This is a genomic window from Oceanobacter antarcticus, from assembly GCF_044962685.1.
GTDB classification, from domain to species: domain Bacteria; phylum Pseudomonadota; class Gammaproteobacteria; order Pseudomonadales; family Oceanobacteraceae; genus Oceanobacter; species Oceanobacter antarcticus.
The window spans coordinates 58,707-72,379 of record NZ_JBBKTX010000009.1; the positions used below are offsets into that span (position 1 = coordinate 58,707).

Here is a 13,673-nt window from a genome sequence, read left to right on the forward strand (position 1 = left end):
CTGGAAGATGGGAGCACTGTTAGATGGCAGATTACCGTTATGATGTAGTCATTATTGGCGCCGGTCCTGCGGGAGAAGGGGCAGCCATGTACGCTGCCAAGCACGGCAAGAAGGTGGCCGTCATTGAAGACAAGAACATGGTCGGCGGTAATTGTACTCATTGGGGGACAATTCCCTCCAAGGCACTGCGTCACGCTGTTAAACAGATTATTCAGTTCAATACCAATAATATGTTTCGTGAAATTGGCGAACCTCGCTGGTTTTCGTTTCCCCAGGTACTAAAAAGTGCCGAAAAGGTCATTGGTAAACAGGTCAAGCTGCGAACCGGATTTTATGGGCGTAACCGGATTAATGTATACACCGGCAAAGCCAAGTTTGCTGATGCCAATACGGTGGACGTTTACCAAGGCAATATGAGTAATACCCGTCTGCATGCGGAGCATATTGTTATTGCAACAGGCTCCAGTCCATGGCGTCCAAGCAGTATTGATTTTAATCACCCACGTATTTATGACTCCGACACCATTCTCAAACTGGGCCATACTCCCCGCACTATTATTATTTATGGTGCCGGTGTTATTGGCTGTGAATACGCATCAATATTTTCTGGCCTGGGGGTCAAGGTTGACCTGATCCACCCTGGGGATCGATTACTGAATTTCCTTGATGATGAAATCTCGGATGCCCTGAGCTATCACCTGCGTGACAAGGGTGCGCTGATTCGACACAACGAGCAATTTGACTCGGTTGAAGGCAACGATCGTTATGTCACCATGACCATGGTGTCCGGTAAAAAAGTCAAGGCAGATGCCTTCTTGTGGGCAGCCGGTCGCAGTGGTAATACCAAAGACTTGGGATTGGAAAATCTCGGCCTGGAAACAAACTCCCGTGGCCAAATCGATGTCGACAAGGAATATCGCACGGCGGTACAGAATGTCTACGCCATTGGTGATGTGATCGGCTGGCCGGCACTGGCATCTGCAGCCTATGACCAGGGCCGTGCAGCCGGGTCGGTTATTGCCTGTCCGTCAGATTTTCATTACGTTGATTCGGTTCCTAATGGCATTTACACCATTCCCGAGATCAGCTCGGTTGGCAAAACCGAGCGTCAACTGACGGAAGAGAAGATACCCTATGAAGTAGGTCAGGCATTTTTCAAGAATATCGCCCGTGCACAAATTACGGGAGAGGGTGTCGGCATGCTGAAATTGTTATTTCATCGTCAGACGCTGGAAATTCTTGGTATTCACTGCTTTGGTGACCAGGCGGCAGAGATTATTCATATTGGTCAGGCAATCATGAACCAGAAGGGCGAAGGTAATACCATGAGCTACTTCGTTAATAATACATTTAACTATCCGACCATGGCAGAAGCGTATCGCGTGGCGGCATTAAACGGCTTGAACCGGCTGTAATTTGGGTTAGCAGATCGGTCGTGAGTTCGTAGCGTTACCAAAAAAACACCGCTTACTGAGCGGTGTTTTTTTGTCTGCTTACTGCTGACTCCAGGGTTCGGGACGCTCAGCTGCCTTCGGCAAAAACACCAAACAGTCCCTGATGTTGCTGGTTCAGGTGATGCGCGTGGATCTTGCTCATGGTGCCTTTTTGACAGTACAACAGATAACGTTGCTTGCCACTGGTGTCGAGATCCGCCAAGCGGCTTTCCAGCTCATAAAAGGGAATGAGTCTGACTGGATTGTTGGCAAGTTCCAGTGGCGCATCAGCGGCTTCAGCTGGGTGGCGGATATCGATGATTTCATCCGTCAGCGCCGGCGTGGTTAGCAACATGACATCTTCCAGTCCGCTACCGATCTCTTCCAGAACGTTATCGATACGTTGATAGGTGGAGCGCTGCAAGGCGTCTTCCAATACCGCAAAATCAAAGGCTTGTTCGGCGGCTTCGGTTTTGCTGCGTTCACCGTGGGTGAGTGGATTGACGGATATGACGCCGCAGTACTCCGGCATGTTGGCGGCAAACGTTTCTGTACCAATGCGGCGAGCAATAGCAATAATATCCTGTTTATCCATCGCTGCCAGAGGGCGCAACACCATATGCTCGGCAGCCCGATCAATAATCGCCAGATTGGAAATGGTCTGGCTGGCAACCTGGGCAACAGCCTCTCCAGTTGCCAGGGCGGGCAGTTTCAGATTGTCGGCCACCCGTGACGCTGCGCGCATCATCATGCGCTTGAGTACAACACCCATATGGCCATTGTCGACCTTGGCAAGAATTTCAGTAACAACTGCTTCAAATGGAATGGTAACAAACTTCACCCGATGGCTTTCGCCATAGCAGGACCAAAGATAGTGGGCGACTTGTTTGACGCCAATTTCATGGGCACTACCACCAAGATTAAAAAAACAAAAATGTGTTTTCAAACCGCGCCGGGTTAACAGGTAGCTGGCCACCGTGGAGTCAAACCCTCCAGAAATCAGTGACAAAATATCTCCCTGACTACCCAGTGGAAAACCACCCAATCCTGGTATGCGCTGCTTGACGACCTGAACCTTGTCATTACGCAACTCAGCATGAACCACCACATCCGGGTTTTTCAGCGATACACCCGTGGCGCCGGTTTCTTTCAGCAATCCACCGCCCATATAGACTTCCGCATCATGGGAGGTAAAGTCGTGATTGCCAGCCCTTTTGATCCTGACGCAAAACGTCTTGCCTTCGAGTTGCTCGCGATTGGCTTCGCGCACCAACTGGTAGGCTTGATCCAATGATTCGAACGGGTGTTCGTCAATTTCAAGCGCATAACCAATGCCCGGTGTGTGAGAAAGGATTTGCACCATACGGCGATGAACCGTAACAACGTCTTCGTTGTCTAATAGATTTACCTCAATCACCAAACTGTCCCAGCGATCCTGGACGTCGGCGGAAATGCCTCGTTTGCGCGTCAAAGTGCGTAAATTGGCACGAAGGATTTTTGTCATCTGCTTACGCACTGACTTGGATTTGATGGTGATTTCCGGGAAGAACTTGACGACAAACTTCATGAAAGGCGATGACTGGCAGAAAAAGGGCAGGGAGTATAACCCAGCTCAATGCGTCATTCATCCTAACTGGTGTAAGGTGTAGCCAAACGAGCCAGAGTCAATATTTGGCATGACTGCGAGGGGACAGTTGCCCCGATATGCCATAGTCTGGTCACCGGGTTGTCATAAGTTGGTACGAAGCTAGGAATTCTAGTGAACCGCAAAGCAAAAGGAGTGGATGAATGTCAAAACGTGTTGCATTAGTCACCGGTGGAACCGGCGGCATCGGTACTGCCATCTGTAAGCAATTGCACGATGATGGCTATCAGGTTGTGGCGGGCTACTATGCAGGAGGCAAGCACGAGAAAGCGCAGGCGTGGCAAGCAAAACTAAGCAGCGAGGGTTATGACATCGCTCTTGGCTTTGGCAATATTACCAGCTGGGAATCATGTGAAGCCTGTATCGACAATATTCGCAAGGACTTTGGAACCGTCGATATCCTGATTAATAATGGTGGTATCACACGTGATACAACCCTGAAGAAAATGACTCCAGATATGTGGCACGATGTGATTGCCACCAACCTGACGTCTGTCTTTTATATGACGCGTCTGGTAATCAACGATATGCTGGAGAAAAAGTGGGGTCGTATCATTAATATTTCTTCTGTTAATGCAGAGAAGGGGCAGTTTGGCCAGGCCAACTACTCAGCCGCAAAAGCGGGTATGCATGGCTTTACCAAGGCGGTGGCCCAAGAGGTTGCTGCCAAGGGCATTACCGTGAATACCGTATCGCCTGGCTATATTGCTACCAGTATGATTATGGACGTGCCTGAAGAAGTCCGTAATCAGATCCTGAAAGGCATTCCTGTGGGTCGTTTCGGCAAGCCTGAAGAAATTGCAAATGTAATCAGCTTCCTTGCTGGCGATAACTCCGGTTTTGTAACCGGTAGCAATATCTCCGCCAATGGCGGGCAGCATATGTCCTGATACCGGCCCGGGTTAATACTCGGGCTTCAGCTTTTTATTGCGGGCGCTGGCATGGCGCTCGCGCATTTGCGTATTAATGTAACGATCCGTCGTTGCCATACTGGCGTGCCCCGCATCTTCCTTGACATGCTCTTTCGGACGGGTTCGAACATCTTCTGAGATGCCGGTGTGCCTGAGCCAGTGAACCGTGGCGACCCGCAACTCCTGCGCTTCATCTTCCAGTCCCTCCTGCTTCATTCGCGCAAACGCCGTATCAAAGCAGAATTGCACCAGATAGCGAATTTGTCGTGTACTGGTGACCGCGCCGCGCCCCTTCAGTTTTGGCACCAGAGGTGTCTGCTCGCCCGGAAGTGGAAGGCGGCTCAAGCCAAGATGCTTTCTGTAACGAATCAGCGCATCCAGCATATCGTCCGATACAGTAACCATGCGGGCCTTGTTGCCCTTACCGACAACCCGCAACCACCAGTTGCCATCCGGATCGCACTGAAAGTCTCCCATCATCGGCGAGGAGCGTTCATCCGCAACCAGTTCTGAAATTCTCAGGTACATACCAAACAGGCAAAGCATGATAAATAGCGAGCGCTCGTGCTCTTTCGGGTTTTCTCGTGCCAGCAAATCAACGGTTTCCCGAATGTAGTCCCATTGTAAATTGGAGATTCGTCGAATGGGTTCAGCGTAGGCGTGGCGTTGAAGGTATTTGCTTTTTTGTCGTATCAGGGCAACCGGATTGGTTTGGAGATAATCTTCCTGAATCAGGTAATTGAAGTAACTGGACAGCACAGCAAACAGCGACTGGAGGCTTTTTTGTGATAACGCAAATACATCCGGGCGCTCTCCTGACAACGAAGACTTGTCTGGCTGAATCACAAAGGGACGCCATTTGTCATTAGGCATACGTCCTTCCTGACTGTTGCCAAAACGTGCCGCCTGACTGGTGCCGATCCAGCCAGGAGGGGGAGACTGACAGAAGCCGATGTAATCTTCTATATCTGCCCGTCTTAGCTCGCCGAGAGAACATTGGCGTACCATGAACGTCCATTGCAGCAAGCGCTCAATTTCACGGCGGTAGCTATTAAAGGTGGCTGTTGAGCCATTAAAGCTGACCAGGAATTCAAACGAATGCACCAGATCATCAAAACAGCCTTCAATCTCTCTTAGCTCTGGCTGGCGCAACATAACCTGCCGAGCGTCAGTCAGCGGGCTACTGAGATAATTCAGATTGTCGATGAAGGGGATTGGGGACGAAACAGTAGACATGAAATGCCAGTACCCTGAAATTATCGGAAATATAATAACCGTTATAGCAACTATCAGCGTCTCAGGCGAGGCGACTTGTTACCCGAGACCCGAGTAGTCGTTACTTGTTAGCCATGATGTCTGCCAGTCGAACCATTAACGAGCGGGCAGCATTATTATTAAACTGTTCACCGTGCTCAATGTAACCGCGCACCGTTGCATCGCTTTTCCAGCCACCCTGTTGCTTGATCAGCTCAAAATCTACATTGAGGTCCGGCCGGTAAAAGCGTTGGAATTAGCCACTTCGCATATAACATATTGATTAATAAAGCTTTTTAGACAAAAGTCTGACTAATGCCCTTATCGCGATAGTGACTCCTGAAGCTGCTTAAACTGCCCCTGAATCACCGCTTTTTCCTGAAGAATCAACTTGTACTCATCGGACAGAACTTCCACTCTATTCTGAGAGGCTATCAGATCGGCTTTAGTGGTCTCGAACGCTTGAGATAGTACGGCCACTTGCTTATCGACGTCTGCTTTCTGGCTGGTGAGTGCGGCAATATTATCCACCAATTGTTCGCTTTTATGCTGCTGCTCCCGGCTTTTTGCCGAGGCGTCGTTAAGTTGATGCTCTAATTTCTGGATATCGGCCACTTGTCTATCCAGAGTGCCTTTTTGTATCGCATTGGCTTGTTCGAGTTCATGGGTGTGTCGTTGTAACCACTCATTGGCGTCAACCAGCTCGGACGCTTTTGAATCAGCCTGTGATAGTCGCAGTTGCAGGTCTTGAATCTGGTCTTTCAGGCCGCGGCTTACCAAGTGGAACTGTTCGCGCTCCTGCTGGCGATCTTCGGCAGTGCGCTGCTGGTAATGTTCGAAATGATCTCGGATATCCCGGTTTTCTTGCTTGAGTTCACTGACACTCTCCTTCAAGTCGTTGGCTCGCGTAAGAGCTTCGTCCCGTTGGGACTCGGCATTTGCCAGGCTGACACGCACGTCTTCCAGGGACTGACTTTGCTCGCTTTTTTCTTTGCTCAGCCGTTCTGCCTGGTTCTCTAGGTCCTGTTGTCGGGCAGTAAGTTGCGCGATGGCATTGTTGGCTTGGGTCAACTCATTGCGGAGTTCTTCATTTAATGCCTCAAATTCCCGGCGGGCTTGTTCGATACGATGATCCGCCATCTGCTGTACCCGCTCATGCAGGGACTTTATCACTTCGACGAGGTCGTTCGGCAGTCCACTGACAGCGGCTGCTTCCCCGTTGTCCGACCGCCAACGCTTGAGCAGTGGTGCGATGGTGCTTTTGCTGCCGGTGCCCAGATGCTCCCGTACCCGATCTACCGTGGGCTCCTGGCCTTGCGTTTTAACGGCTTCAGCGGCTTTGGCGATATCGTGGTACGTGACTCCGGCGCGGGCCATGGCAGGTTCCTCTCAGATTATTTAGTAATGTATTCCATAACACGTAATATAACATTATATTTCCTCTTTTCAATGTTGCTTGAATTTCATTATCTAACCAATGATAATCAATGTTATCGTAGGTTAAAGACGTAAAAGCGCCTTAGGCTCTGTTGTCTAACCGCAGTGATGGCTGCGTTACACGGGCAGCAATACCACGCCAACTCAGACTTCGTTGCGGAGACGATAATTCATGAGCAAGCCCCCGATCAGTAGTCCAGCCCTGCCCACCTCTGGCCAGAAACTATTGGCGCTGACGAATCAAGAGACCTTGCAGCAATACCTGTCTCAGGCAACGTCTGACAACACACGAAAAGCTTACCGCTCCGCTGTTCGCCAATTTGAAAAATGGGGCGGCCGCTTGCCAGCCAGCAAGGATGCCGTTATTCAGTATCTGTTGGCACGAGCACAAACATTGAATCCACGAACGCTGAACTTACATTTAACCGCTATTAGCCAGTGGCATTTACATCAAGGCGTTGCCGATCCAACCCATGATCCACTGATTAGAAAAACAATGACTGGCATTCGCCGCACCCATGGCAAGCCACAACAGAAAGCCCATGCCTTGCGCCTGGAGCATATTGCCAAGATGATCCGATGGTTGGATCAACAGCCGGAGCCACTGACACCAGCCAGAGACGCTGCCTTGGTGCTGACCGGTTTTTTTGGTGCCTTCAGGCGCAGCGAGTTGGTCGCCATTCGGGTTGAAGATCTTCAATGGGAGCCGGAGGGGTTGGTTGTTGCGTTGCCCAGGTCAAAAACCGATCAGCAAGGTCGCGGCCTATACCGGGCAATCCCCTTCGGGCCTGACAGCTGCTGCCCGGTTCGATCACTACGCCGGTGGCTGGCTGTCAGTGGCATCCAGTCCGGCCCTGTGTTTCGGGCCATCAACCGCTGGGGGCAGTTGCAGCCAGGAGCACTTAATCCGGCATCGGTTAATGAGTTGCTTAAAAAGCTGGGGCAACGCTGTCAGTTTGATTTTGCCGCAGAGCTCAGTGGGCACAGTTTCCGGCGCGGGTTATCGACCTCTGCAGCCAGAGAGAATGTAGAGGTCCGGCCGGTAAAAGCGTTGAATTTAGCCACTTCTAGCCTAACCTATTGAATATTATGGATTAATCAACCAGCAGTTCAAAAGTCATGGGCTTAACCTGCTTGGTTAGATCCAGCTCAAAACTTCCTAGCCGCCCCAAATGCTCGGTATGATACGGTGAGAATTCGGCCATAATGTCGCGGGTAATATTGTACCCTTCCGACTTCAATTGATTGAACACTTCGGTCATCGCGTTTACGTTGTATAAGATCGCGAAGTTGGCCAGCAAATGATTGTATTTAACGATTTTGCTTTGTTCGTGTCTCAAGTTTGCAGGAATTTTCCCGCCATTAGCAAAAAACAACCACCGGGCAAACTCATTGAACTCTTCGCTCTTACAGGTCGCTGCCTGGATTGTTTTGCGCAGATCAACGTCGGTAATGTATTCCAGCAAAAACATGGTTCTGACCACGCGCCCGAGTTCACGGAACGCAAAGTACAGCTTGTTTTTCCGGTTCTTTGTGCCGAACCGACGCAGGATTGTCGATGCGGTGATTTTCCCGGCTTTGACCGACATGGCCGTTCGCATCATATCCGCATAGTGCTTTTCAATGAGATCCCACTTGATTGGCTCTTTGAATAAGGACTGAATATGATCGAGAGCCATAGCGCGGTCAGGCTTGTAGAAACTGAGATCTTTAATATTTCGGATGCGCGGCATAAGCTTGATGCCCAGCAGGTACGCCAGACCAAACACCGGTGTAGATTGCGCTTGTGTATCCCCGTGAACGGTGTCCGGATTAAAGTCAGATTCGTCGTTGAGTAGACCGTCCAGGATATAAATAGCCTCATAAACACCACAGGGAATAAACCGGCTGAACAACGCAATGTAGGTATCTGAGACGTGGTAATAGGCAATGCCGCCATAGCTGCCGTAACGAATATGGTATTCCGATAGCAAATTATCTTCGTAGAGATCCCAGAGCTTGCCATCAGCGGACACACTATTGCCTGATCCCCAACACTCAATGAGCCGGTATTTTTTGTACTCGTTATTGATCTTCGCAATCGCTTTATCGAGACGGGCTTCCGTGGTGCGCTTTAAGTTAAGCCAGGCGACTTGCTTGCGGGAAACACCCTGCACAGATCGCACGGTTTCTGTGGGACCAATGTTGGTACCGTAACAAAACACGGTCAGGACAAAACGTAACTCCGGGTCGCTGATACGTGATTCGAAGCCCGACAACGGGCCAAAATGTTTATTCAGGTTCAGCCACTTTTCGACGTTAATAATCACATCAAGCAGGTTGATTTTGTCCAACCGATCGCGCAAAAGCGCTCCAATTTCTTCGATTTCTGGTAAGGGTTGATCAGGCTTTGGTTTACCGATAATCAGAGTCCCGTTTTCAATACGAACCAGTTCGTCCTCCGGGAATTGGCTGTCAGCTTTCCGGCAGCTCGTTTCCATGGACTCCTTCAGCGTTGTTGTAAATTCAGTATCACCGGCGACGAGCCCTACCTCCTCGCAATAGGTAGGCAACTGCGCTTCGTATTCTTCCCAGGTGATCATCTGCTCCCGGTAATCATCGAAGGTTTCACTGTAGGGAATGAACAAGTCACCGGTACTCAGTTCTTCAGCGATCCGTTCAAACACACACAGCTCAAAACAGGTTTTATTAACCTCCGTCACCTGTGCTGATTTGGTTGATTTTCCCGTGACTAATTTCCACCAGCTTTCGCGAATCCAGCGAATATTAATGACATTTCTGGAAGATGGATCGCTCGGATCGCATTGAATTGACAGGAACTCCGTGCGACGCTTTTTGTGCTTCAAAATAAACTGGAACGCATTGAGCAAGTCCTTGTCTTCCGTGGCCGATGCCAGGTTGAGTATTTCAATCGTACGAAACAAGGTCGATCGTTGCTTTTTATAGAGTTGAACCATAAACGGCAAATAGTTGTTACCTGCGAATGCCATATATTGTTCGCACATTTGCATTAGCTGATCACTGTTCTTTCCCAGTATCGGATCAAAAGCTGCCACCGAATCGGGTTTATCCAGATACACCTTGACCGTCCCAGACAACACAGAAATCAAATGATCGGTTTGCTTTTGATGGTCTGCAAGGTACTTCTCCAACAGCTTCTGCGCCGAGCGATCCATTTTTAACAGCAACTTGATAAAAATATCGGCGGCGTTATCCAGTGTTTGTGCGTATTGGTGCCGGATTAAAACGATGACGAGTGCGAGTCGCTTGTTCAGCTTTAGTTTCATCAATTCGGCGTAATCCAGGGCCTTGGCCTCGTTGATAAACTGCTGGTGTTTAACTGGCGGCAATCCCAAATCCGTGGGCAAAAGTGTCTGCAAGGACGTCAACCATTCCAAGTATTGGATATACGAATGGATATTGCGAGGGGTCGGGCGTTTGGGTTCATTTTTCAGCGTGCTCCAACCAAAACCATTCAGTCCTGTGCTGGATCGAAGAATATCGTTGATGCATTGGCGACTTTCAGACTCTAAAAAGCCACACAATTGATCGTAATACCGGGTGTTGACTTCAGATCTAGCGGTTTGGCAAATCCGCTCAAGCACGCTAAACGCCGGCAGCTCGTATCGCTCTTTGACCAAATATTCCAGAGTGACATTGATGATGTCCGGTAATGCCTCCTTGGTGGTCGCTGCTTCCAGTGCCCAAGTCTGCGCCAGTGCAGAGGTCTTGGCCGCATCGTAGGCTTTGATATTGAGATGGCGTCGAATCAGTTTTACATGGCGATCCTTCGCGCCCGATGTGTAATAAGTTTGGAGATCCTTCAGTGTCACCCGCGAACGACACTGGTTTTTGATGTGCGCGATGATCGGCTTGGGAACTTCACCAAGACCAACGAATCGGCCCAAACGTTGTGTCGTCTTCAACTGAACCAGCAATCCCAAAAAAGAGGCACTTGACCGTCTACAGTGACGCAAAGCCCATTGCTGATCTTCCGTTGTGGGTGTGTAAATATCCCCCAACTCGTCTTCTGTGATATCTGATTTGATCCGTGGATAGGCTGTCTGATAGATGGCGACCATCGACTTAAATTTCCGCTGATAGTGGCATCAACGGATGACGCAGTCTGGCTAACAGGTTTTTAGCGGTCATTGGGATTCCTGGTGTTCAGTTTCGCCGACAATTTCTATAGCTCGTTTCTATTAGAATTTTCGATAAGCGCTAACCGCATGGCAGTCTTTTAGCAATTAGACGCTATTGTAATAACGAATGGACGATATTAAAATACCTAATAGACGTTTTTCAACCATCAATTAGGCGGAATCCCATTCATGTATCCTCGTTATTCTGAACACAATGTCAAAGAAGCGCTGAGTGATACGCCGGTGGTGTTCATCATGGGCCCTCGCCAAGCCGGTAAAACCACCCTGGTGAAAACACTGATCACGGAAACCGGTGCTGACAACTGGACCTTTATCACCCTGGATGATCAGGCCCAATTTGAGATCGCCCGGGCTGATCCCGTTGGATTTATCCGCAATCTGCCACCTACCAGGATTGCACTGGACGAAATACAACGTCTTCCCGAGCTGTTTGTCTCCATCAAGCAGGCCGTGGACGAACAGCGCACACCCGGCCGGTTTCTATTGACGGGCTCCGCCAATGCTTTGTTGTTGCCCCGGTTATCGGATTCCCTGGCAGGCCGGATGGAATCGATACGCCTGATGACGCTTTCGGAGTGCGAAATCCAGGGTCGGCAAGCGGGCTTTCTGGCCAAACTGCTGGATCAGAAGGCACCCACCACCCAGGACATCCGTGTGCGGGAGCATCTGCTCCATCGCTTGGTGACCGGTTGCTTTCCAGAGCCTTTACAACGGACCAGCGAGCGGCGTTGTCAAGCCTGGTATCAACAGTATCTGAGCACCTTGACCCAACGGGATATCCGCGATCTGACCCACATCGATCACCCGGATCTCATGGCCAAGTTGCTCAAGCTCACCGCGTTCTATGCCGGCAAGCTGGTTAATTTGACAGAGTTGGGTGGCAAACTGGGCTTGGATCGGCTGACCATCAAAAAGTACATGGCCTTACTGGAGCAGTTGTTTCTGGTGGAACAACTACCGGCCTGGCATTCCAACGAATACAAACGCCTGGTGAAGACACCCAAACTGCACTCGGTCGATACCGGCATGATGTGCGCCGTGCGGGGCCTCAATCGGGAGCGTCTGCTGAAACAGCCAGGTGATTTTGGGATGGTGCTGGAATCCTTCGTCTACAACGAATTGCGCAAACAAGCGGTGTGGATCGAGGAACCGTTGAACTTCTACCACTACCGCGACAAGGACAAGGTGGAGGTGGATGTGATCATTGAAAACGCCATGGGCGATTGTTTTGCCATTGAAGTCAAAGCGGCGGCAACCTTGAGCGCGAAGGATTTTACCGGTTTGAAACGTTTTCAAAGTGTGGCCGGTGGGCGCTTCAAAATCGGTGTCCTGCTCTACGATGGCGATCATACGACGGCCTTTGGTGACAATCTCTATGCTGTCCCGCTGGGAGCGCTCTGGTCATGAACGAGAACCACACCATTGGCCAGCTGGCCAAGACAGCAGGTGTCAACGTCGAAACCATCCGCTACTACGAACGCCGTGGTTTGATCCGTCAACCACCCAAACCCGCAGAGGGATACCGTACCTACCCAAACGCAACCTTGGCTCGGATTTTATTCATCAAACGCGCCCAGGAACTGGGTTTTACGCTGGAGGAGATCAACAACCTGCTGTCATTGGGCGAGTCGCATTGCTCGGAAATCCAGGAGCTGGCCGAAGCAAAGCTGGCCAGCGTGCGTGAAAAAATTAACGATCTACACCGCCTGGAACAGGTGTTGGAAGAACTCGTCACAAAGTGTCGGACCAATCCTGATAATGCGGCTTGTCCTATTGTTGAATCCCTCCAACCTGATCCTCGTCAATAAAAGGCATTGGGCTTGACTCCGTACTTTGGTACGGCATTTACACTGATTTCATCAGATCAATAAAGTGGAGTCGGCGATGCCGGGAAAAGAGAGATTCACCAACACAAGGCTGCCTATCATCGGTGGCATTACCGCTGCCATCGGCGCGAGCCTGTGTTGTATTGGGCCTTTCCTGCTCTTGTCACTAGGTATCAGCGGGGCCTGGATTGGTAATTTGACCCTGCTGGAGCCCTACCGTCCCGTATTCGTCATGCTGGTTATGCTGTTGTTCGGTTGGGCGGGCTGGCAGATACATCGACCGGTCGAGGCCTGTGAACCGGGAACCGCCTGCGCTGTGCCGCATACTCGGAAACGGCGGCAAATAGTTTTCTGGATCGCGGTAATCGTCGCGCTGGTTCTTGTTACCAGTACCCACTGGATTCCTCTGTTCGCATGAACACCCTGGAGCTAACCATGCAGAAAATCATTCTCGGTCTCGTATTCACCATCGCCAGCTTCTCGGCCTGGGCCAAGCCACAAACCATCACGCTGGATCTGCCAACCATGAATTGTGCCATGTGCCCGATCACGGCTAAAAAGGCGCTGACCAGGGTCCAAGGCGTGATAGAAGCCGAGGTCAGTTATGAGCATAAGCAAGCCGTAGTGACCTTTGAGGATTCTCTGACCAACGCTGACAGATTGGTCGAAGCGACCACCAATGCCGGTTATCCGTCAACTATTGTAAAAAAGGAAACACCATGATGTCAGAGGTGATTTTGCAGTCCGAGCTGACTTGTCCCGAATGCGGCCATAAAAAAACAGAATCCATGCCCACCGACGCGTGTCAGTGGTTCTACGAGTGTGAGCAGTGCCATGTTTTATTGAAGCCGAAGCTCGGTGACTGCTGTGTCTACTGTTCCTATGGCTCGGTACCATGCCCGCCGATACAGTTGTCACAGGGCAATAAAGACACAGGAACCTGTTGCGGCGGTTAAGTGGACCTCGCAAATCTGCATGTCACTCACCCGGTTAAGTCGATGATT

The 13,673-nt window shown here is 50.4% G+C and carries 12 protein-coding genes; 8 read left to right on the forward strand and 4 right to left on the reverse strand.

Annotated elements, in window-relative coordinates; genetic code table 11:
* Positions 1-23 precede the first annotated feature (23 nt).
* Positions 24-1,415 (forward strand): Si-specific NAD(P)(+) transhydrogenase, encoded by a 1,392-nt coding sequence (sthA, locus tag WG929_RS08845; protein WP_369857987.1) that lies wholly within the window; start codon positions 24-26, stop codon positions 1,413-1,415.
* Positions 1,416-1,521: 106 nt separating this feature from the next.
* Here sthA and thiI read toward each other — a convergent pair whose 3' ends face one another.
* Complete coding sequence (gene thiI / locus WG929_RS08850; protein ID WP_369857988.1) at positions 1,522-3,000, reverse strand: tRNA uracil 4-sulfurtransferase ThiI; 1,479 nt, start codon at positions 2,998-3,000, stop codon at positions 1,522-1,524.
* Between the two features lie 221 nt (positions 3,001-3,221).
* Between thiI and phbB the strand changes: the two genes are divergently transcribed.
* Positions 3,222-3,968 (forward strand): acetoacetyl-CoA reductase, encoded by a 747-nt coding sequence (phbB, locus tag WG929_RS08855; protein ID WP_416205756.1) that lies wholly within the window; start codon positions 3,222-3,224, stop codon positions 3,966-3,968.
* A gap of 12 nt (positions 3,969-3,980) precedes the next feature.
* On the opposite strand, the gene WG929_RS08860 is transcribed toward phbB, so the two are convergent.
* Positions 3,981-5,225, reverse strand: coding sequence for a tyrosine-type recombinase/integrase (locus tag WG929_RS08860; RefSeq protein WP_369857990.1), 1,245 nt, complete (start codon positions 5,223-5,225; stop codon positions 3,981-3,983).
* A gap of 339 nt (positions 5,226-5,564) precedes the next feature.
* Positions 5,565-6,620 carry a DNA-binding protein gene (locus WG929_RS08865; RefSeq protein WP_416205757.1) on the reverse strand — a complete coding sequence of 352 codons (1,056 nt, stop codon included), beginning with the start codon at positions 6,618-6,620 and terminating at the stop codon, positions 5,565-5,567.
* 232 nt (positions 6,621-6,852) lie between these two features.
* On the opposite strand from WG929_RS08865, the gene WG929_RS08870 reads away from it, so the two are divergent.
* Positions 6,853-7,764: a tyrosine-type recombinase/integrase gene (locus WG929_RS08870; protein ID WP_369858002.1), complete on the forward strand. Its 912-nt coding sequence runs from the start codon at positions 6,853-6,855 to the stop codon at positions 7,762-7,764.
* Between the two features lie 10 nt (positions 7,765-7,774).
* On the opposite strand, the gene WG929_RS08875 is transcribed toward WG929_RS08870, so the two are convergent.
* Positions 7,775-10,762, reverse strand: coding sequence for a Tn3 family transposase (locus WG929_RS08875; protein WP_369858001.1), 2,988 nt, complete (start codon positions 10,760-10,762; stop codon positions 7,775-7,777).
* Between the two features lie 249 nt (positions 10,763-11,011).
* Between WG929_RS08875 and WG929_RS08880 the strand changes: the two genes are divergently transcribed.
* From WG929_RS08880 to WG929_RS08900, 5 genes are all read left to right on the forward strand, one after another.
* Positions 11,012-12,250, forward strand: a complete 1,239-nt coding sequence (locus WG929_RS08880) for an ATP-binding protein (protein ID WP_416205758.1) — start codon at positions 11,012-11,014, stop codon at positions 12,248-12,250.
* A complete protein-coding gene (gene merR, locus WG929_RS08885) occupies positions 12,247-12,651 on the forward strand; it encodes a mercury resistance transcriptional regulator MerR (RefSeq protein WP_408033940.1) in 405 nt (134 codons plus the stop codon). Before WG929_RS08880 ends, merR begins: the two co-directional genes overlap by 4 nt.
* Before the next feature lie 76 nt (positions 12,652-12,727).
* Entirely contained in the window at positions 12,728-13,087 is a 360-nt protein-coding gene (locus WG929_RS08890; protein WP_140907625.1) for a mercuric transporter MerT family protein, read from the forward strand.
* Between the two features lie 17 nt (positions 13,088-13,104).
* Positions 13,105-13,392: a mercury resistance system periplasmic binding protein MerP gene (gene merP / locus WG929_RS08895; RefSeq protein WP_188740393.1), complete on the forward strand. Its 288-nt coding sequence runs from the start codon at positions 13,105-13,107 to the stop codon at positions 13,390-13,392.
* Positions 13,392-13,625: a GDCCVxC domain-containing (seleno)protein gene (locus WG929_RS08900; RefSeq protein ID WP_081758368.1), complete on the forward strand. Its 234-nt coding sequence runs from the start codon at positions 13,392-13,394 to the stop codon at positions 13,623-13,625. The genes merP and WG929_RS08900 overlap by 1 nt, the downstream gene beginning before the upstream one ends.
* The last annotated feature ends 48 nt before the right edge of the window (positions 13,626-13,673 follow it).